15 protein-coding genes are annotated in these 22,006 nt (G+C 42.9%); 13 read left to right on the forward strand and 2 right to left on the reverse strand.

Annotation, left to right across the window (positions count from 1 at the left end):
- Positions 1 to 10: 10 nt before the first annotated feature.
- From mtnA to IQ19_RS09270, 5 genes are all read left to right on the forward strand, one after another.
- A complete protein-coding gene (gene mtnA / locus IQ19_RS09250; protein WP_199749441.1) occupies positions 11 to 1,075 on the forward strand; it encodes an S-methyl-5-thioribose-1-phosphate isomerase in 1,065 nt (354 codons plus the stop codon).
- Between the two features lie 385 nt (positions 1,076 to 1,460).
- The gene (locus IQ19_RS09255; protein ID WP_144542145.1) at positions 1,461 to 2,738 is read left to right on the forward strand and encodes a S8 family peptidase; all 1,278 of its coding nucleotides are present in this window, start codon (positions 1,461 to 1,463) and stop codon (positions 2,736 to 2,738) included.
- Between the two features lie 448 nt (positions 2,739 to 3,186).
- Complete coding sequence (locus IQ19_RS09260) at positions 3,187 to 3,984, forward strand: class II aldolase/adducin family protein (protein WP_144542146.1); 798 nt, start codon at positions 3,187 to 3,189, stop codon at positions 3,982 to 3,984.
- A gap of 118 nt (positions 3,985 to 4,102) precedes the next feature.
- Positions 4,103 to 5,434 carry a CoA-disulfide reductase gene (locus IQ19_RS09265; protein WP_144542147.1) on the forward strand — a complete coding sequence of 444 codons (1,332 nt, stop codon included), beginning with the start codon at positions 4,103 to 4,105 and terminating at the stop codon, positions 5,432 to 5,434.
- A gap of 350 nt (positions 5,435 to 5,784) precedes the next feature.
- Complete coding sequence (locus IQ19_RS09270) at positions 5,785 to 6,150, forward strand: VOC family protein (protein ID WP_144542148.1); 366 nt, start codon at positions 5,785 to 5,787, stop codon at positions 6,148 to 6,150.
- Positions 6,151 to 6,327: 177 nt separating this feature from the next.
- Here the strand turns inward: IQ19_RS09270 and IQ19_RS09275 are convergent, their stop codons facing one another.
- The gene (locus IQ19_RS09275; protein ID WP_144542149.1) at positions 6,328 to 7,536 is read right to left on the reverse strand and encodes an MFS transporter; all 1,209 of its coding nucleotides are present in this window, start codon (positions 7,534 to 7,536) and stop codon (positions 6,328 to 6,330) included.
- A gap of 275 nt (positions 7,537 to 7,811) precedes the next feature.
- Between IQ19_RS09275 and IQ19_RS09280 the strand changes: the two genes are divergently transcribed.
- The 4 genes from IQ19_RS09280 to tatC all read left to right on the forward strand — a co-directional run bounded on the left by IQ19_RS09280 (position 7,812) and on the right by tatC (position 12,538).
- On the forward strand, positions 7,812 to 9,269 hold the full coding sequence (locus IQ19_RS09280) for an alanine/glycine:cation symporter family protein (protein ID WP_144542150.1): 1,458 nt from the start codon (positions 7,812 to 7,814) through the stop codon (positions 9,267 to 9,269).
- Positions 9,270 to 9,914: 645 nt separating this feature from the next.
- Positions 9,915 to 11,555 (forward strand): PhoX family protein, encoded by a 1,641-nt coding sequence (locus IQ19_RS09285; protein ID WP_144542151.1) that lies wholly within the window; start codon positions 9,915 to 9,917, stop codon positions 11,553 to 11,555.
- A gap of 9 nt (positions 11,556 to 11,564) precedes the next feature.
- The gene (locus IQ19_RS09290) at positions 11,565 to 11,756 is read left to right on the forward strand and encodes a twin-arginine translocase TatA/TatE family subunit (protein ID WP_144542152.1); all 192 of its coding nucleotides are present in this window, start codon (positions 11,565 to 11,567) and stop codon (positions 11,754 to 11,756) included.
- Positions 11,757 to 11,812: 56 nt separating this feature from the next.
- Complete coding sequence (gene tatC / locus IQ19_RS09295; RefSeq protein WP_144542153.1) at positions 11,813 to 12,538, forward strand: twin-arginine translocase subunit TatC; 726 nt, start codon at positions 11,813 to 11,815, stop codon at positions 12,536 to 12,538.
- A gap of 264 nt (positions 12,539 to 12,802) precedes the next feature.
- Here tatC and IQ19_RS09300 read toward each other — a convergent pair whose 3' ends face one another.
- Positions 12,803 to 14,068, reverse strand: a complete 1,266-nt coding sequence (locus IQ19_RS09300; RefSeq protein WP_144542154.1) for a S8 family peptidase — start codon at positions 14,066 to 14,068, stop codon at positions 12,803 to 12,805.
- Positions 14,069 to 14,339: 271 nt separating this feature from the next.
- On the opposite strand from IQ19_RS09300, the gene IQ19_RS09305 reads away from it, so the two are divergent.
- The 4 genes from IQ19_RS09305 (at position 14,340) to IQ19_RS09320 (ending at position 21,923) form a co-directional block, all read left to right on the forward strand.
- Positions 14,340 to 15,473 carry a zinc-dependent alcohol dehydrogenase gene (locus IQ19_RS09305; protein WP_144542155.1) on the forward strand — a complete coding sequence of 378 codons (1,134 nt, stop codon included), beginning with the start codon at positions 14,340 to 14,342 and terminating at the stop codon, positions 15,471 to 15,473.
- 228 nt (positions 15,474 to 15,701) lie between these two features.
- The gene (locus IQ19_RS09310) at positions 15,702 to 16,937 is read left to right on the forward strand and encodes an ATP-binding protein (RefSeq protein ID WP_144542156.1); all 1,236 of its coding nucleotides are present in this window, start codon (positions 15,702 to 15,704) and stop codon (positions 16,935 to 16,937) included.
- Between the two features lie 212 nt (positions 16,938 to 17,149).
- Positions 17,150 to 20,680 carry a bifunctional 2',3'-cyclic-nucleotide 2'-phosphodiesterase/3'-nucleotidase gene (locus tag IQ19_RS09315; protein ID WP_144542157.1) on the forward strand — a complete coding sequence of 1,177 codons (3,531 nt, stop codon included), beginning with the start codon at positions 17,150 to 17,152 and terminating at the stop codon, positions 20,678 to 20,680.
- 118 nt (positions 20,681 to 20,798) lie between these two features.
- Positions 20,799 to 21,923 carry a DEAD/DEAH box helicase gene (locus IQ19_RS09320; RefSeq protein ID WP_144542158.1) on the forward strand — a complete coding sequence of 375 codons (1,125 nt, stop codon included), beginning with the start codon at positions 20,799 to 20,801 and terminating at the stop codon, positions 21,921 to 21,923.
- Positions 21,924 to 22,006: the final 83 nt, after the last annotated feature.

Consider the following 22,006-nt stretch of genomic DNA (forward strand, 5'->3'; position numbering starts at 1 on the left):
AGGCAGCATGATGGGAAAACCTGTGGATGTAATTCAGTCAGTCAGATTGGACGATGAAAATGACACTCTTATTCTTTTAGATCAAACCGTTCTTCCAAATGAAAAGAACTTTTTACATTTAAAAGAATTAAAGGATATATGGGATGCAATCTATCATTTAAAGGTTCGCGGTGCGCCGGCTATCGGAATTGCCGCTGCATATGGAGTCTATTTGGGTACGAAGCAATCAAATGCTGAAACTTACGACGACCTATATAACGATTTTAAAAAAGCAAAAGAATTTTTGGCTTCTTCAAGGCCGACTGCCGTTAATCTATTTTGGGCGCTCGACCGCATGGAAGCCCGCTTTCAAAAGGAAGAAGATAAAAGTGTTAAAGAAGTAATATCCGCCCTAAAAGAAGAAGCTGAAAAAATTCGGGCCGAGGATGAAGAGGTGTGCGAGTCAATAGGCCAGCATGCGCTTTCTTTGCTTAAATCTGGCTGGGGCATCCTGACTCACTGCAATGCAGGAACGATTGCGACCGCAAAATACGGTACCGCTCTGGCACCGATTTATCTTGGTCAGGAAAAAGGCTATGATTTTAAAGTATATGCAGACGAGACGCGCCCGCTTCTGCAGGGCGCCCGCCTGACTGCCTGGGAGCTGAAAGAAGCCGGCGTCGATGTCACACTTATTTGTGACAATATGGCGAGCATTGTGATGAAAGAAGGTAAAATCCAGGCTGTGCTTGTTGGCTGTGACCGGGTCGCGGCAAATGGAGATGCAGCCAATAAAATTGGCACATCCGGTGTCGCGATTCTAGCAAAGCATTATAATATCCCATTCTATGTTTGTGCGCCGCTATCAACGGTTGACCTGGCTTGTAAAACAGGGGATGATATCCATATAGAACTAAGACCGTCAGAAGAAATTACCTCAAAATGGTATGAAAAGCCGATGGCGCCAGAGGATGTACAAACATATAACCCTGCTTTTGATGTAACAGACAATGAACTGATTACAGGCATTATTACAGAAAACGGCATAGCGTACGCGCCGTTTAGTGAAAACCTGCCTAAAATGTTTAAAAAATAATCTATAACCTCCGTGCCAGCTGCGGAGGTTTTTTATATTTCTATTATTCTTTTTGTCTTTAAAGCGTTCAACTAGGAAAATATCCCCGAAAACTGTAAAAAGCTAGAGTGTAATTTGACTCTTCTTCGAAGACTTTAGAACTATTATTGTGTGTAAAACTCAATATAAATGTAAAAATTATGTATTAAATAATATAGAAATAGTGGAAAGTATTTGTAAATCCATCGAAAGACCTGATACTTTTTCAGAAGCTATGAATCTATGCCTGATTCCAAAGATTGTAAATTGCATATTTCAGCACATTGTAAGAGTCAGAATGTTTTAAATATACTTAAAAAGCAACATGAACCGACAGAAAAAATAAAGAATTGGAAGGAGAAAAAGGATGAAGAAAAAAAGGGCATTAGGAGCGGTACTTCTCAGTATGACCATGGGTTTATCCGTTTTCACGGCAGGAGCATTTGCAAAAGGGCCAGAGGCAAATGAATCGTACAGGGTTCTTATTCAGGGACCTGCGGCTGAGCGGGCAAATGTAAAAGCACAAATCGAGGAACGCTGGGATTTTGGAAAGGATGGCCTGACTGCAGAGGTTAATGCGAAACAGTACGAGGCACTTTTAAAGAACAAGAACATCGCGATCGCAAAGGTAAGCGAGGTTACCCTTGAAACTGCCAGAACGGAAGCATCTTCATCCAAGAAAGACGCAATTTCTTTGGAAGCGGCAGGATATCCAAGCGACCAGACTCCATGGGGAATTGAATCCATTTATAATAACAGCAGCATCAGCAGTACCTCAGGCGGAAGCGGAATTAAAGTGGCTGTTCTTGATACTGGCGTTTATACCAATCATATTGACTTAGCAGGCTCTGCTGAGCAGTGTAAAGATTTTACCCAATACTATTCTTCCATGGTTAATGGTTCCTGTACAGACCGCCAGGGTCACGGAACACATGTAGCAGGTACAGTTTTGGCGCATGGCGGCTATGATGGGCTTGGCATTTATGGTGTAGCCCCGCAGGCTAAGCTTTGGGCGTACAAGGTTTTAGGCGATAACGGTTCAGGATATTCTGATGATATCGCTGGAGCAATCCGCCATGTTGCAGACGAAGCAGTCAGGACTGGTTCAAAAGTAGTTATTAATATGTCACTGGGTTCCAGCGGGAAAGACTCATTAATTGCCAGCGCTGTTGATTATGCTTACAGCAAAGGCGTTCTCATTGTTGCTGCAGCAGGAAACTCGGGCTACAGCGCCAATACAATCGGCTACCCTGGTGCTTTAGTGAATGCAGTTGCCGTCGCAGCCCTTGAAAATGTTCAGCAAAACGGTACATACCGTGTAGCCAACTTCTCATCCCGTGGCAACCCGAACACGGATGGCGACTATTATATCCAAGAACGTGATGTGGAAGTATCCGCTCCAGGAAGCAGCATCGAGTCCACTTGGTATAACGGCGGCTACAACACAATCAGCGGAACATCCATGGCTACACCTCATGTAGCAGGACTTGCGGCTAAAATCTGGTCCTCCAATCCTTATATGAGCCATACCCAGCTTCGCACAGAACTTCGAAACCGTGCAAAGCAGTATGACATTAACGGCGGTTACGGAGCAGCAACGGGTGACGACTACGCATCAGGCTTCGGATACCCTCGCGTAAGATAATGAATATTACCCCCTCGAAACCGTCTGGTCTGATGACCAGGCGGTTTTTTTGGAAAATGTCATGGATCGGCGAAATTGAATATATTTCCGCGGAAATGATCAGATTTTATCGAAAGGTTAAAAATTTTAGGTATTTTAAATTGCATTGATGATAGTGTCACTCTTTTGACTGGAGCGGAAGGGGTGAACTTCTCGAAAATGCTAGCGCATTTCCTTCGTGCGGCGTCTATTTACGGATGCATAATCAATGTCCAGCGGGAAAGGCGAGTCAAAGGGAGACCCCGCAGGCTTATTGCTTGAGGAGGCTTCAGGAACGCCCACGGTTCGCTGAGCATCTGGATTGGAAATTAAAGACAAACTTATAAGAGTTAAAGTTTTAAAAATTGCTGAAGCAAACCGATTTTGAATATACAATAGAAGAGGATATGAAGGAAAGGAGATGGCACCCATGGCTGAGCCATATACATATATAAGCGATAAAGAAGCAAAGGAACTCATCTGTGAAATCGGCAGGAGAGTGTACAATAAAAATTTTGTAGCGGCTAATGATGGAAACATTTCTATTAGAACAGGCGATAATGAAATTTGGACGACACCAACAGGAGTAAGCAAAGGCTTTATGGAGCCTGACATGATGGTCAAAATGGATCTCTCCGGCAATGTTTTGGAAGGAACAAATAAGCCTTCTTCCGAAGTGAAAATGCATCTAAGAGTGTATCAGGAAAATCCGGAATCAACAGCGGTTGTCCATGCCCATCCTCCTGTGGCGACGTCGTTTGCTATTGCCGGGATAGCCCTTGATAAGCCCGTTTCACCAGAAGCCATTGTTTTGCTTGGCAAAGTTCCGGTTGCGCCGTATGCGACCCCAGGAACACAGGAGGTCCCCGATTCCATTGCGCCATATTGCAAGGACTACAATGCAGTCCTTCTCGCCAACCACGGTGCATTAACCTGGGGCCGAAACATTACAGAAGCATACTTCAGAATGGAATCGCTTGAGCATTATGCGCTCATGCTGCTGTATTCCAACCATATTATTCAAAAATCAAATGAATTAACCACCGGGCAAATTGCTGAGCTTATCACTATCCGCAAAAAAATGGGCATCCAAACAGGTGGGATCCCAGCTCCAAGCAGCGAACGGAAAACTGATACAACGTTGGGTCTGTCTGAAGACGTGATCGGCATCATTGTCAGAAAAGTAACAGAAGAAGTCCTGAGAAACGTTTCAAAATGGTCAAATTAGGATAGCTATAAGGGTATAGAGCTGTTTTTACATTAATGCATAATTTTTTTCAATTAACTAAAGCTATGCTGAAAACGCTTAATGAAAAGCGATCATTGAATGAGACGGAGAGATCCCTATGAAACTACTAGTGATTGGCGGAGTGGCAGCGAGCATGTCAGCCGCTTCAAAGCTTAGGAGAATGGATGATAAAGCCGAGATCGTGGTATATGAAAAAGGAAAATTTTTATCCTATGGAGCCTGCGGACTTCCCTATTATGTTTCAGGCGAAAATGATGATTACCGAAAAATGATTGCCAGGACACAAGAGCAATTTTCTGAGAGGGGCATCAAAACCTTTCTCCGGCATGAAGTGGTTAAAGTGGATACAAGCACGAAAGAAGTAACGGTTAAAGATCTTGCGACCAATAAAACTTTTACTGATACATACGATAAATTAATGATAGGTACAGGTACGTTTCCAATCATGCCGTCTTTTCCAGGTGCAGACCTTGAGAACATCCATATGCTGAAAACGCTAGAAGACGGGATAGTATTAAAAGAAATTGCCCATAATTCTGAAGTGAAGGATGTTGTTATTGTTGGCGGCGGCTACATTGGAATCGAAGTAGTCGAAGCAATGAAAACGATCGGCAAAAACGTCAGAGTCATTGAAATGGGAGAGCGGATTCTTGCGCCTTTTGATAAAGAAATAACAGACATTGCTGAAAAAGAAATCCTGGAAAATGGCGTTGAACTGAACCTGGGTGAAAGGGTAGAAAGCTTCAGCGGGGACAAAAAAGTGGAAAGCGTAAAAACGGATAAAGGCACCTATAAAGCTGATTTGGTGCTGGTTGCAGTTGGCGTAAGGCCTGCGACGAAATTCCTGGACGGATCGGGCATTAAATTAGCGGAAAATGGCGCCATCATGATCGATCGCGAAATGCGCACGAATATTAAGGATGTATATGCTGCAGGAGACTGTGCGCAAGTCTATCATAAAGTGCTTGAAGAAAACGATTATATCCCTCTCGGAACCAATGCCAATAAATGCGGCCGCCTTGCAGGAGCCAATATAGCCGGAAACCATGAAAAGTATGTGGGAACACTGGGAAGTGCCGCAATTAAAATTTTTGATATGGAGCTTGGCAGAACAGGGCTTTCCGAGGAAGATGTGAAAAAGATGGGCATCGACTATTCAACCGAATTTGTGAAGGCTGCAGACCACCCGAGCTATTATCCGAATCCAACACCCATTTGGATAAAGCTCATTTGTGAAAAAGAGTCGAACCGAATACTTGGCGCCCATGCAATCGGAAACAAAGGCGTCGTTCTGAGAATTGACGTGTTTGCGGTGGCCATCCATAATAACATGCCTGCTTATGAACTTGGCATGGTTGACCTATGCTATGCACCGCCATTTGCCGGGGTTTGGGACGCAATCCATATTGCCAGCAACGCAGCTAAGTAATAGCAAAGCCAGCTGAAACGCTGGCTTTTTTGCTTTTGGCTCTGTTAAAGCTCAATTTTGATATTTTCACCCTGTTGATTGGAGCGGAAGGAGCGAGATCCTCGAAAATGCATTCGCATTTCCTTCGTGCGGTGTAAAATCAAGGAAGCTTATTCAAAGTCCTGCGGGAGAAGCGAGTTAAAGGGAGACCCCGCAGGGTTATTGCTTGAGGAGCGTCGGACCGCCTGCGGTTCGCTGAGTTTCCTGAGTGGAAATCAACAGGCAAGTTTAACAGATTCTTGCATTTTAAAAAGGGGATTGAATAAGGATGTTGAATATTCCATATTAATACAATTTTATGGAGGTTTTATATGTCTGGTATTTTTAAAAGAATTGACACGGTCTTCCTGCAGGTTGGTGATTTTGAAAAAGCCATTGATTGGTACAGCACAGTACTGGATTTTCCCGTGAGATGGAAGGATGGTCTGAGCGGATATGCAGCCCTGGAGATCGGAGAGACACCTTTAACACTGGTCCGGTCATCCAAAGAGGTCAAGGAAAGGAAAGATTCACATATCTCTTTTAACTTCTTTGTTGATGATATTGAAAAAGCCCGCCGCCATTTGCTCCAGCACAAGGTTAAAGCAGAGCAGATCCAGGATGATGGGACTGTTAAGTGGTTTGAGTTCGAAGACCTTGATGGAAATAAACTTGGAGTCTGCCATTTTAGCGAATAAACTGAAAGCTGCCCCGTGAAAACAGGGAGCAGCTTTTTAGGTTAGATCAATAATTAAAATCATGTTTGAGCTGAACTAGTTGGAATTTCGCTGATAAAATAGATTTTTCACCGAAAAAATTTAAAGCTGATAACCGTATTCGGGCATAAATCTTCCAACTCTTCAAAACGGCTTCCGCTAATAGGAATCCCTCGCCAGCTTCGGATGGCGGTTCATCGCACCCAGCAAAATCAGTCCGCTTAAGATCAGCAGTGAACTGGTGATAATGAACACAGCTGAAAAGCCAAAGTATGCGGAGATTAAACCGCCCATGACAGGTCCGATAATGTTTCCGAAGAAGCGGAGGCTTGTATTGTAGCCAAGCACTTCACCCTGCATGGCAACTGGCGCTTCATGGCGGATATACGCGATTCGGACAGGAATAATGCCTCCGATTGTCACGCCAAGCGCAAAGCGTACAAGGACAAGCTGCCACATGTTAGTGACGAAGCCGCCCGGCAAGTAAAATACGCCAGCGAGGAGCAGAAGAACGACCAAAGTCTTTATATATCCATGCTGGTCCCCGATTTTTCCCCATTGCCTTGCCATTAATAAATTTCCGACACCCGCCGCAGAAAATGCAATTCCGGCAAAAAAGGCCAGATTTTCCGGTCCGTGCAATTCACTGACATATAAAGAAAGAATAGGCTGAATGCTAAAGTGTGCCATTTGCACAAGCGTTGAAATCAGCATAACTGTCAGCAGGATCGGGTTGCGGATAATATGCTGGATAACGGCTTTGCTTGAATAGCGGTTCTTTTCTCCCTTTTGGGTCTCAACTTTATATTCCTTCGTGAAAAATACGAGGAGAGCGGAGACAAAGATGGCAACAGAGGTCCATTTAAACGTTTCTGCAAATCCGAAAAAATCAGCCAAAACTCCGCCAAGAAGCGGGCCCATCAGGGAACCTGTGATGCTTCCCGTCTGCAGGGTGCCCATCACTCTTCCGGCCATTTCCTTAGGCGTCTGTGTAGAAATAAACGCTTGTGACATCCCGATGAAGCCTGTAAAAATCCCCATAAACAACCTTAGGAAAAACAACTGCCATACATTGGTCACATAACCCATCATGAATATCGATATGCCCATTCCAATTCCGGACAGAATCAGTATTTTTTTGCGTCCAAAAAGGTCTCCGACTCTTCCCCAAACCGGAGAAAAAAGAAATGCGGTAACGAATGTAATCGCAAACGTCCAGCCCGCCCAATTCTGAACATAGGTCGCGGAATGATTTCCAAACGTTTCTATATATAATGAGATAAATGGAAGTACCATTGTCATGCTGCCGGCCACAAAGAAATTAGCGAACCACATGATCAATAAATTCCGTTTTGTTTGTTTATTCATGCTTGAAACACTTCTTTCCGGTCAACATTTCGTTTCCCTAAATATATAATAGCGGAAATTTCCGAAAATAGAAAGGTTAATGTTCTCTATCATTCTATTTAACCCATTATCACTTAACAAAATGGAGTCAGGTTCCGGAAAAAGTAAAGCAAGCCAAAAAGTACTATGACATTATTACGTATGTCCGTTAAAAAATCATTGTAATATAACAGTCTATAAACTATAATTCTTAATAGGAAAAAGATTCAGAATATATAATAAAAGGGGGAAGTTGTTTGGAAGCTTTCGTTAATCAGCTTAATGGTATCTTATGGAGTACACCGGTTATTTACATTTTGCTTGGTGTAGGGTTGCTGTTTTCTATTCTAACCCGGTTTTTACAGGTCCGGCATATTAAGGACATGGTCTTGCTTATGTTCAGAGGAAAAAGTTCCGCAGCGGGCGTTTCATCTTTTCAGGCCTTATCTATTGCTCTTTCAGGCCGCGTAGGAACTGGTAACATTGCAGGTACTGCTACTGCTATTGCAATGGGCGGTCCGGGCGCCGTTTTCTGGATGTGGACAATTGCTTTTATCGGAGCAGGCAGCGCATTCGTTGAGTCCACTTTAGCCCAGATTTACAAAGTGAAAAAAGACGGTGTCTACCGAGGCGGACCTGCTTATTACATTGAAAAAGGGATTGGAATTAAATGGTTCGCTGTTCTCTTTGCGATTTCGACACTGTTGGCGATGGCCCTGTTAATGCCAGGAATCCAGTCAAATTCAATTGCCTTGGGAATGGAAAATGCATTTGGCATTAATAAAGCTGTAACGGGCCTAGTTATTGTCGGCTTGCTGGCTCTTATCATTTTTGGCGGGGTAAAGCGTATTGCGACTGTTGCGCAGTATACTGTGCCATTCATGGCAGTTGGCTATATTCTTGTTGCTTTAATTATTATTGGCATGAATTTAGGCGAATTGCCTGGCGTTATTTCTTTAATTTTCAGCAGTGCATTCGGCGCTGATTCCATGTTTGGAGGCATCATCGGAAGCGCAATCGCCTGGGGCGTAAAGCGCGGTATCTATTCCAATGAAGCCGGACAGGGTACTGGACCGCACGCTGCAGCTGCAGCCGAGGTTTCCCATCCTGCCAAACAAGGTCTTGTGCAGGCATTCTCAGTATATATCGATACATTGTTTGTATGTTCCGCAACTGCGTTCATGATTCTATTTACTGGAATGTTCAACACTGTCGGAGCAGATGGAACTACTCCTATAGTAGAAAATCTTCCTGGTGTTGAGGCTGGCCCTGGTTATACGCAGGCAGCTGTTGAATCAGTACTTCCAGGATTCGGTGCAGGCTTTGTTGCTGTATCACTATTCTTCTTCGCATTTACAACAATCATGGCTTACTACTATATGGCTGAAACAAACGTAGCTTACTTAGTAAGCGGTAAAAATAGCAAAATTGCCATGTTTGTTCTTAAAATAGTTTTACTTGGTGCCACTTTCTATGGTGCAGTAAAGACAGCAGGGCTTGCGTGGGCGCTTGGAGATGTCGGTCTGGGATTAATGGTTTGGCTTAACGTAATCGCAATTCTAATCCTTGCGAAACCAGCCTTAATCGCATTGAGAGACTATGAAGCCCAAAAGAAGCAAGGACTTGATCCTGTATTCAATTCCAAAAAGCTTGGCATTAAAAATGCAGAGTATTGGGAAGAAGAATACAAGCATCAGGAAGAAAAAGTATCTTAATAGAAAAGTTAAGGGGATGTCCGGCTGATGCTGGGCATCTTTTTATTATAGAATCAGAATTTATATCTTTGTACATCGATAATTGTCTAGCTCCAGGCGCCATCGGCTCGAGGTCATAAGCGTGTCTAGTTTCGGCTCCAAGGGACTCGAGGTCATAAGCCGTCCCCTTCCAGAAGGAAAAAACACCTTCTTACAGGGACCGTCTTATGCTTGTCGTCCCTGGGCAGTCGCCTCAACATTTCTTTCAATCCGTCAAGAAGGTTAAAGAACAACCTTCATGCCGGCTCGTCTTATGCTTGAGGTCGCAGGATAAGGAAGGCTTCGTCAGCCTATTCATCCCACGACCAAAAGTGGCAGCTTTTGGGAAGATGCGGGTCATGCAGACGTTGCCACAGGACGTGGCGGTTTTAGTCTGCGTTCTTATAGGCGGGCTCCTTACGCTTTTCTTAGGAAGTTTAATCCGAACTTTCATAACTATCTATCTGCGACCCCTCCGCTTTTCTGATTTTTACAATCTTTAATCTATTTTTACAATTTCTTGGTTATTCCTTAGCATTCTCTTAATATTAGTTCTCTACTATTGTAGTTGGGATTGATACATAAATAAGCTGAAAAATTATTAATTAAGAAGATGAGGTGCTAAAGGTGACTGAATTGAATCGCCGCAAATTTTTAACGTATGTAGGTACTGGAGTGGGAGCTTTAACAGTCGCTTCCACTGGATTAGGCACAATGGTGCCAAAGGCAGAAGCAAAAGGTGCAGAAGCGGCTTCCCATCTATTCGGATTCCAAAAGAAAATCTCTGGTTTGAACTTTAAGCCACTTGATCCTACGGATAAGGATGACCTGGTTCTTCCGCGCGGGTATAAGTATGATGTTGTGGCAGCATATGGAGATGTCATCAACCAAAAAGGGGATACATTTGGTTTTAACAATGACTTTACATTATATTTTCCCATTGATGGAGACAAGCGCGGTTTATTATGGGTGAACCACGAATACTCTAGTGATATGTTTGTCCATGGAGCAAAGCCGGCAAGCGGCAAATATACAGTTGCACAGATTCAAAAAATGCTCTACAACCAGGGCGGATCCATCATTGAAGTGTACCGCGATAAAGAAGGTACCTGGAAAATGGACACAAAATCAAAATATGCGCGCCGCATTACAGGCCTTACTTCATTTCAGCTCACAGGACCTGCAAGAGGTTCTAAAGCAGTAGCGGGTGCTACAAATGTACAAGGAACCTTTGCTAACTGCTCGGGCGGTATGACTTTATGGGGCACGGTTTTATCAGCAGAAGAAAACTTTGAAAACACAGCAAAAGATGCAGGATTGAATGATACACATTACGGCTGGATTGTGGAAATTGACCCATTTGATCCCAACTTTAAACCGCGCAAACATACTGGCCTTGGTCGTTTCAACCATGAAAATGCAGCAGTTGGCCTGACAAATGACAACCGTGTTGTTGTGTACATGGGCGATGACAAAAAGGATGCCTGTGTCTATAAATTTATCAGCAAAAATAAATATGTAGAATCACGCGGCAAGTCAAATGCCGATCTTCTTGAAGAAGGAACTCTATATGTAGCTAATATGGGCAGCGGAAAATGGGTGCCTCTAACGATTGAAAATGTACGTAATGCTGCCAAGAACAAGCCAGAGTTATTAGAAATGTTTCAGACTCAGGCTGATGTTGTGGTGAACTGCCATGAAGCAGCACTTCTGGTAGGCGGAACGCCAACAGACCGTCCGGAAGATGTGGAAATCAGCCCATTTGATAAAACTGTCTTTATCGCCCATACGAACAATGACAGACACGGAAACTTCCACGGGCATATTACTAGATTTATAGAAGAAGGCGATGATCTGGGTGCATTAACATTCGATTTTGAGATTTTCGCGGCCGGCGGAAAGCAGAGCGGATTCAGTGCCCCTGATAATTTAACATTTGATAGCCTTGGCAATCTTTGGACTGTTACCGATATATCATCAAGCAAGCTGAATAGCGGCATCTACACACACTTTGCCAATAATGGCATGTTCGTTATCCCGACAATCGGAAAAAATGCAGGAGAAGCATTCCAGTTCGCATCAGCACCTGTTGAAGCTGAATTAACAGGACCGTCTTTTACTCCAAATGAAACAACATTATTCCTGTCCATCCAGCATCCGGGAGAAGAAACCGCAGACTTGAACAATCTGACAAGCAGATGGCCTCACCGCAAGGGAGATACTATGCCGCGTCCGGGTGTTGTGGCAATCACAGGCTTTAAATACTAGGAGGTTAACATGCTATCAAATATAGGAATTCCAGGATTAATTTTAGTATTGGTATTGGCGCTAATCATTTTCGGCCCATCAAAGCTGCCGGAAATCGGACGGGCATTCGGAACAACCTTGAAAGAATTTAAGAAATCAACACGCGAACTTGTCTCCGATGACCAGCCATCTGAAGAGAAAAAGAAGAAAGAATTACTATAAAAATAAGAGGGAGGAAGAGCGTTTCTTCCTTCCTTTTGCTATTGAGGTGTTTGAACATGAATGATCAGGCAGTCAACGTCATTCAGCATTTTGAGGAGCTTCGCAAAAGGCTGATTATTATTGCTGTAACCTTTATTGTTTTTTTAGCGCTCTCATTTATATTTGTGAAGGATATTTACGAATGGCTTGTAAAAGATTTGGATTTTAAGCTGGCTGTTCTGGGACCTTCTGAAATTCTCTGGGTCTATTTTATGCTTGCATCCGTGGTCGCAATAGCAGGGGCCATCCCGGTTGCCGCCCACCAAATTTGGCTGTTCGTCAGCCCAGCACTGACAAAAGCAGAAAGAAAAGTAACATTATCCTATATTCCGTCTCTATTTTTCTTGTTTTTAACAGGGATATCATTTGGCTATTTCGTCCTGCTGCCGCTCGTCCTGAATTTTCTGATGGCCTTATCGGGTGAAATGTTTACAGCCTTTTTTACAACGGAAAAGTATTTTAAATTCGTGCTTCATTTAACATTGCCGTTCGGCTTTTTATTTGAGCTTCCAGTCGTGATCATGTTCCTGACCAGTCTGGGCATCATCAATCCATATTCACTGCAGAAAATAAGAAAGTATGCTTACTTTGTGCTGATTGTTGTTGCGATTTTGGTCACACCGCCGGATTTCATATCAGATATTCTGGTCACACTGCCTCTATTGCTGCTGTATGAAGCAAGTGTCAGCTTATCAAAGATTATTTATAGCCGGAAAATGAAAAAACAGGAAGCTTTGCAGTAAAAAATGTAAGTTTTATAGTAAAAACGACTAAAAAACTAAAGCTGCAAGTGAAAATCACTATGGTTTTGTTCGTGCTCATACCTTTTATTAGCAACTTTGGCCATTTTATTAGCAACTTTTTCGGTTTATTAGCAACTCGGAGTGATTTATTTGCAACTTTTCAATTATATTAGCAACTGGCACTTTTTTCGCTTGCCGGGAAGGTTCATCAACTCACTAAAAAAGCTTGGACCGAATAGGGTCCAAGCTTTCTCTATTACTCTATTATTTCACGCGAGGGAAACCGAATCCTGACGCGTAATCATCACCAGCTGCAGCTCCTGTTCCGCCAAGGATGTCATATTGCTTGGAACGGGTTTGAAGCTCTGCGCGAAGGCCAGTGTGAGTTAAAGAAGGGTTTTCAGCCCAAATCTTTGCGGCCAATCCGGATACGTGCGGAGTAGCCATGGAAGTACCGCTGATTGTGTTGTATGAACCATCCGGCCAAGTGGATTCAATCGCTCTTCCCGGCGCTGATACCTCAACATCGCGCTCCTGGATGACATAGTCGCCGTCAGTAGCAGGGTTACCGCGGGAAGAGAAGTCAGCTACACGGTAAGATCCATTCTCCTGGACATTTTCCAAAGCAGCAACTGCAACTGCATTGACTAGAGCTCCTGGATAGCCGATTGTGTTATCAGCAGGGCCTGAGTTTCCAGCTGCTGCCACAACTAAAACACCTTTTCCATATGCATAATCAACCGCATCAGCGATCAATGAGCTCTTAGAACTTGAACCCAAAGACATGGAGATAATAACTTTTGAACCAATGCTGGCTGCTTGATCTGCCGCATGCTGTATGGCTCCGGCAATATCATCGGAGTAGCCTGAACCCCTGTCATTTAATACTTTATATGCCCATAAATCAGCCTCCGGTGCTACCCCGTAAATACCTTGTCCATTAGCGCCGCCATGTGCAAGTACTGTACCGGCTACATGTGTACCGTGTCCGTTTTTATCGTTGCAGCTTCCGTCCACTAAAGGAGTTTTAAATTGAGTGAAGTCTTTACATTGCTCTGCCTGTCCAGTCAGGTCGTTATGAGATGTAAATACCCCTGTATCTAGAACAGCAACTTTAACGCCTGTCCCGCCTGAAGTGCTTTGCACGGCGCTGTCATTATAAATAGCCTCAATTCCCCAGGGAGTTCTGTCTGTTGGAACAGCTGCAGCCTCTGCTCCCGGCTTGGCAGCAGATTCCTTGCTGAGAGGAGATAGACTAACCTGGGCGACTCTATCAATCTCCAAATTTTTATTTTTCAATAATGCTTGATACTGTTTCGCGTTTACCGTTGTAGTAAATCCATTCTGGCCAAAATCCCAGCGCACACCATAGTTTGCTTTAGCCTTCGCTTGTTCGGCGCTTGGCCCCTGAATCATGACCCGGTAGGTTTCATTGCTCTCAACTTGCTGGCCGAACGCCCCTGACGCAAATACAGAAAGTCCCATTGCTACACTTAGTACTGCTGACCCAATTACTCTTTTTTTCTTCATCCAAAATCTCCTCTCAAACTATGTATTTGTCACAGCATCAAGCTGTACTTTCATTATATTTACAAAATTCAAAATAGTTAAACTATCCTATTTTGCCCGTATTTGGGCATTTTAGACTATTAATGAGAGAAAAGAGGAACCTTTCTTTTAATCTATCAAAAAATATTCTTTTAATTATAGGTAAATATTTCAAATGGGATTTGGATATTAATGGAGTTAACCTTCCTTCCGGCAGGGTATAGCCTAGTAAATTGCTGAAGGAGTGTGAAAGATGAGAGCTGTAACCTATCAGGGAGCTAAAGATATTCAAGTGAAAAATGTAGAGGATCCAAGGATTGAGAAACGGGATGATATCCTTGTCAGGATTACTTCAACCGCCATTTGCGGTTCAGATCTGCACTTATATCAAGGAAATATGCCACTGCGCCCCGGCTATATTATTGGGCATGAACCAATGGGGATTGTCGAAGAAACAGGACCTGATGTGACGAGGGTGAAAAAAGGCGATCGGGTCGTGATTCCCTTTAATGTTTCATGCGGGCACTGCTTTTACTGCCAGAACGAAATGGAAAGCCAGTGCGATAATTCCAACCCCCATAAAGACGCAGGAGGGTACTTCGGTTACACAGAAAAATACGGAAACCACCCGGGCGGCCAGGCTGAATACTTAAAGGTGCCTTTTGGCAATTTCATGCCTTTTGTTGTACCGGAATCCTGCGAGCTGGAGGATGAATCACTTCTCTTTTTATCAGACGTACTGCCAACAGCTTATTGGAGCGTGGAGCATTCTGGTGTGAAAAAGGGAGATACAGTCGTAGTCCTAGGCTGCGGGCCCATCGGATTGATGACCCAAAAGTTCGCCTGGATGAAAGGAGCCAAACGTGTAATTGCCGTTGATCACCTGGATTATCGGCTGAACCATGCTAAGCTAATGAATGATGTGGAGGTTTATGACTTTACGAAATATGATGATATGGGTGCTTATATAAAAGAAATTACCCAGGGCGGTGCAGATGTGGTCATTGATTGCGTCGGAATGGATGGCAAAAAATCCGCTGTGGAAAAGGTTGAGCAAAAGCTGAAGCTGCAGGGCGGAACGCTTGGCCCTATTCAAATTGCCATGAAAGCGGTCAGAAAGTTTGGAACCGTCCAGCTGACAGGCGTATATGGATTATCTTATAATATGTTCCCGCTTGAAGAGTTTTTCTCAAGAAACATCACCATAAAAATGGGACAGGCTCCGGTAGTGCATTACATGCCAGAACTGTTCGAAAAAATCACCAATAAGGAGTTCGATCCGAAATCGATTATCACACACCAGATTCCATTGGAAGAAGCTGATCGCGCATATAAAATATTTAATGACCATGAAGATGACTGTATAAAGGTTATTTTAAAGCCGTAATATATCGGTTCCGCGGTTTTGTTCGACTTTTGATCATTTAGCTCAGTCAGAATGTGCTAATAATTGAATGATCCATATCAGCCGGTTCGCATTAGCGGGCTGGTTTTTTAATCTGATTATGTGGCCAAAAAACACCTTATAATGAAAGACAATGTACACGGCTGGGCTTCACCGTTTATAATAGTGCTATTGGAATCATTTTAATAGAGTTAACCAAGGAGCTTTTTTATGAAGGGTTTTAGTCAACTGACATTGATAAATGAAGAAACAAAAGCAGTCAGGCTTTTTATGTGGCTGTTTTATCTTATTTTTACACTATATGATTTATTTTATTATTATCTCCTTCCTCTCAATACAGGGGGCACACCAGGGCTTCCGCAAGGCGGACTCGGCTTCGGTTACTATTTGGCCATTATCGGCCTTTTGCCGGCAGCGGTATACTTCTTCAAAACAGGCAGTCCCTTTAAGATAAAATACTTATATTTTTTCGGCTTTATCCTGATTGATTTTACCAATAGCATGATGATTTACTTTGGTGAATCTAAGGAGTTTCAGACAGGTAACGCTGTGGAGCTATTTTTTATCCTATTCGCTCCGCTCTTTGTCAATAAGCGTTATTTTGGGATTATCGCAGGGGGAATGGTGAGTAAATATCTTGTTGTAGGCCTTTTGCTGGGCAGCCAAACGGTAATGGTGCCCATCGTGCTGCTGATCATTTTTTCAAGTGTATCTTATGTGCTTCTGAATCGTTTCTACTCCTATATTCAATCCCTGACAAACGTTTTCCAGGAGCTCCGGGAAACCGAAAAACTGGCTGCTGTCGGAAAGATGGCATCAGTAGTAGGCCATGAAGTAAGAAATCCGCTTTCCGCTTTAAAAGGCTTTACACAGCTGCAGATGGAAAGACATCCGGAAGACCGCGACCGCTATCAAATTATGATAGAGGAAATAGACCGCATCAATCTGATTGCTGATGACCTTATGTTCCTGAGCAAGCCAAGACATCCTGTGTTTGAAAAAGTAGATTTAAACAGCCTGATTAGTTACGTCATTTCCATTATGAAGGAGCAGGCTTCCAATCAGAATATTAAATTTGAAACAGAAGTCCTGGCAAATATTCCGAAAGTCGAATGTGATGAGAAGCTAATGAAGCAGGTGTTTATTAATCTCGTTAAGAACGCCATCGAATCGATGCCTGATGGGGGAGCCATTTCGATCTCGGCAAGAATGCTCCATGGCCAGCAAGTATTAATTCGCGTGAAAGATGAAGGCTGCGGTATTATAGCTGAAAACATCGAACGAATCGGCGATCCATTTTATACGACCAAGTCAGATGGAACCGGTTTGGGACTGATGGTTACGAATCAGATCATTGAGGAACATGACGGAAGTATAGATTTTGACAGCGAAATAGGGAAAGGGACGGCTGTTAACGTTATTATTCCTTTAAGCCAAAAAAGTTAATAAAACCGAATGAATAGGGGATGTGCATTTTAATGTACATCCTTTATTGACGTTTTGCCTAATAGGGAATATAGGCCTTGCTTTTTACAAAATAATCATAAATCGTTCAGAATAATCACCACTATTTACTCATTCTCAAATAAGTCGAAAAATAGATAAAATTGAAAATGGATATAATCCAATTCTACTAAATTGCAAGGAGATGTATTTTTTTGAAAAAGCGTATGCGCAAATTTGGCAAAACGGTTTTGGCCACTACCATGGCCTTATCTGTTTTAGCTTCTCCTATTTCATATAACTCTGTCATGGCTGCTAAGCCCGACCATGCCGGAAAACAAGAGCAAAAATACAGCCATGAAGTAAAACTTCGTATTTTAGGTACGACAGACATCCATACGCATCTATATAACTATGACTATTACAAAGATGTGGAAACCGTTGAATTTGGACTTGCCAAAACTGCTACTTTGATTAAACAAGCCAGAGAGGAAGTAAAGAACTCTCTGTTATTTGATAATGGTGACTTAATTCAAGGAAATCCACTAGGTGATTACAAAGCGAAAGTGGACAAGCTTGAGGACGGGGAAGTTCATCCGGTCTTTAAAGCAATGAAGCTTTTAGACTATGATGCTGCAACAGTAGGAAACCATGAATTTAACTACGGGCTGGACTATCTTGATGAAGTTCTTGATGATTCCCCATTTCCTTATGTAAATGCAAACGTCTATAAGGACGATCAAGATAATGATCCGACAAATGATGAAAACTACTTTAAACCATATAAAATTATCAATAAAAAAGTGGAAGATGAAAGAGGCAGAACCCAAGTGATCAAGGTTGGGGTAATTGGTGCAGTTACGCCGCAAATTACCCAATGGGATAAAGCCAATCTTGACGGGAAAGTCATAACAAAAGACATCGTTAAATCAGTAGAATCCAATATCCCTAAGATGAAGGAAGAAGGCGCGGACCTTATTATCGCGCTTGCACACTCCGGAATGGGTGATGCTGCTTATACGGAGATGGAAGAAAACGCCGCTTATGACTTAACAAAGGTAGATGGTATTGATGCTGTTATTTCGGGTCACAACCATAAAACCTTCCCGGGTGATTTTACCGATCTGCCTGGAGTTAACCCTGAAAAGGGAACAGTAAACGGAGTTCCGTTTATTATGCCAGGCAACTGGGGCAACCAGCTTGGAGTTATGGATCTGACGGTTGTAAAGGAAAAGGGCAAGTGGAAGGTTAAGGATTCCGATTCAACATTAAGAGCTATTTTTAAAAGCTACAAAAATGAGGCCGGAGCAACGGTTAAGGAAAGCCTTGCTGATGCTGATCCAGCCATTTTAGAAGCCGTAAAGGAAGAACATGAGGGCACAGTCAATTACGTTCGCCAGCCTGTAGGCGAAACTACTGCTGATATTCACAGCTACTTTGCGCTTGTAAAAGATGATCCATCTATTCAAATTGTAACGAATGCCCAGAAATGGTATATCGAAAAGCAATTAAAAGGCACAGCAGACGAAAGTACGCCAGTGCTTTCTGCGGGAGCACCGTTTAAAGCAGGCGGACGGAATGGCGCCAGCTACTATACTTATATCCCTGAAGGGACCATTGCCATTAAAAACGTAGCCGACCTTTACTTGTACCCAAATACAGTGGCAACTGTAAAAATTAAAGGATCCGACGTAAAAGAATGGCTTGAAATGTCTGCAGGCCAGTTCAATCAGGTTAATGAAAATGAAGCAGGAGAGCAGTCACTTATTAATAATGACTTCCCTACCTATAACTATGATGTAATTGATGGTGTAACATATGAAATCGACGTTACAGAACCAGCCAAATACGATAAAGATGGCAAGCTGGTCAATCCTGATGCAAGCAGAATTAAAAACCTGCAATATAATGGAGCTCCAATTGATCTCGATCAGGAATTTATTGTTGTTACAAACAACTATCGTGCAAGCGGAAACTTCCCTGGCGTCAGAAATAATACGGCAGTAGAGCTCTATCCGGATGAAAATCGCCAGGCAATCATTGATTATATCCGTGAAGAACAAACCATTGATCCTTCTGCTGATTCGAACTGGTCATTTGCACCGGTAACTGGAGAAGTAAACGTAACATTTGAATCTTCTCCAGAGGCAAAAGATGCAATTGCTGAAAACAGCGGAATCAATTATGTAGGTGAAGCAAGCAATGGTTTCGGAAAATACTCTCTTCAGTTTCCTGTTGCAGATGAAAATAATGAACCATTCGATGTCCAGCTGTTAGGCATTAACGACTTTCATGGACAGCTTGATACATTTAGTTCAAGCTTAAATGCAGGCGGCGTAGAGTATTTAGCTGCACACTTAAAGCAGCGGGAAGCAACAAACCCTAATACATTTATGCTCCATGCTGGTGATGCAGTAGGCGCGAGTTCTCCTGTTTCAGCTCTTCTTCAGGATGAGCCAACAATTAAAATGTTAAATGAAATTGGTTTTGATTTGGGGACAGTTGGCAATCACGAGTTTGACGAAGGTGTTGAGGAGATGCTTCGCTTAATTAATGGTGGAAGCCATCCTAATACCGTAGAAAAATATGGTGAGTTTAAGGGTGCAAACTTTCCTTATGTCGCTGCCAACGTAGTGGACTCAGTGACAAAGGAACCGATCCTTGCCCCATATGAAATCAAAGAAGTAAACGGTGTTCCAATCGCTTTTATCGGTATTGCATATTCCGATACTCCTTCTATCGTTACTCCAAGCGGGACAGCAGGGGTAGAGTTCACAGATGAAGCGGAAGCGATTAATAAGTACACTGCAGAGCTAAAAAAGCAAGGTATCAAATCCATTGTAGTCGTTACTCATAATCCTGCAAAATCTGCTTTGGATGGGTCTAACCCTCAAGAGGAACTGGTTGATATTGCAAATGCGGTTGATGATGAAGTAGATGTTTTGTTCGGCGGCCATAATCACCAATATACAAATACAGTGGTTGACGGCAAGTTACTTGTACAATCCTATTCCTACGGAACAGCATTTTCTGATGTTGATTTAACCATTGATCCAGTTACGAAAGATATTGTGGCTAAAAAAGCTGAAATTGTGAATACAACACGTGATATTGAACCTGATGTTGAAATTAAACAAATGCTTGACACATATATTGCTGATGTTGCCCCTATTTTAAATGAAGTGATTGGCTATACTTCAACAGGAATCAGCAGAGATACAAATGCTGATGGAGAATCGCCAATGGGTAACTTGATTGCGGATTCCATGATTGAGCAAACCGGTACAGATTTTGCCTTTATGAACTCAGGCGGAGTCCGTGCAAGCATCGATGCAGGTGAGATTACTTGGAAGGAAGCCTTTACTGTACAGCCATTTGGCAATGACTTGGTAACATTGACATTGACCGGTGCCCAAATTAAAGAGCTTTTTGAACAGCAGTGGGGTTCAAAAGAAAGAATCATGCACGTTTCTGGCTTAAAGGTGACGTATGATTCTTCAAAAGAAGCGGGCGACCGTATAGTTTCTTTAGTTAAAAGTGATGGTACTGATATTGATCCTAATAAGGAATATACAGTAACAGTTAACAATTATATGGCTGATGGCGGGGACGGCTATAGCGTACTCCTAAACGGCAAAAACCGTACAGTTGATATTGTTGACCTAGATGCTTTAATCAACTATATTAAAGCCCGTGAAGAGATAAATCCTGCAGTTGAAGGCAGAATTACAAAATTAAATAAATAATCTGTTAGAGTACCGGCTGTATATGCTGGTACTCTTTTCTTTCAGAATCGGCTATACTATAGGCTAGAAAACATTTGCAGATGACAAAGATCATTTTACACAATAAAAGGAGTTACCTATGACACAATCTCTTATTGAAAATATGAAGCCATTTATTCAGGAGGCATGGAAAAAGTCCGCATTTGCTCAGCCTACGACAATTCAGACAGAAGCGATCCCGGCGGCCTTGGAAGGAAAGGATATTATTGCAGAATCCCCAACCGGAACAGGCAAGACACTTGCTTACTTGCTGCCGGTACTTGAAAAAATTGATCCTGATAAACAGGCAGTACAAGCAGTTATTTTAGCATCTTCCCAGGAGCTTGTGATGCAAATTCTTCAGGAGGTCCAAAAATGGGCGGAGGGAAGCGGCATTAAAGCGGCTTCTTTTATCGGCGGAGCCAATGTAAAAAGGCAGCTTGAAAAATTAAAGAAGCATCCGCAAATCGCTTTGGGTACACCGGGAAGAGTCCTTGAGCTAATAAAGCAGAAAAAGCTGAAAATGCATGAAGTAAAAACGGTTGTTCTTGATGAAGGGGACCAGCTATTAGTGCCCGAACATGCACAGACAGTCCAAAATATTGTTAAGTCAACGCTGAAAGAACGCCAGACCATGCTGTTCTCAGCTACACTTCCGCCGGTTATTGAAAAGCTTGCCAAAGAATTAATAGCAGATGCTAAAGTGATCCGTGTTGAAAAAGATGAAACGATCGATGCTGCAGCTGTCGACCATATTTATTTTGTGGCCGAAGCCAGGGACAAAATTAAAATGCTTGAAAAGATCTCCAGGCTGGAGGATATTAAGGCTTTGGTGTTTGTAAAGGATATCGGAAACCTGACCGTGATGGCGGAGAAGCTTGATTTTAAAAATATTGCCTCCAGCACCCTTCATAGCGATTTAAGCAAATTTGACCGGCAAAAAGCGATCAAAAATTTCCGGACCGGAAAAACCAATATGCTGATTGCAACTGATGTGGCAGCAAGAGGATTGGATATCAAGGGAGTCACGCATGTTGTCCATTTTGATTTTCCGAAAGATATTAACCAATACGTCCACCGTTCAGGCAGAACAGGCCGGTTCGGCGCTAGCGGAACGGTCATCTCCCTCGTCACCGAAAGAGAAGAAAGAGAACTCAAAAAATTTACCAAAGAACTCGGCCAAACCGCAGAGAAAAAGGTTATGCGCGGCGGAGAAATCGTTTAAAACCACAGTACCAGGTACCTATACCAGTCCGTCCAACTGGATACCTGGTACTCTTTTTATATGCTCCCGGAAGCCCGCGGTTC

Origin of the sequence: Cytobacillus oceanisediminis (assembly GCF_007830235.1) — a bacterium.
Classification (GTDB): Bacteria; Bacillota; Bacilli; order Bacillales; family Cytobacillaceae; genus Cytobacillus; species Cytobacillus oceanisediminis.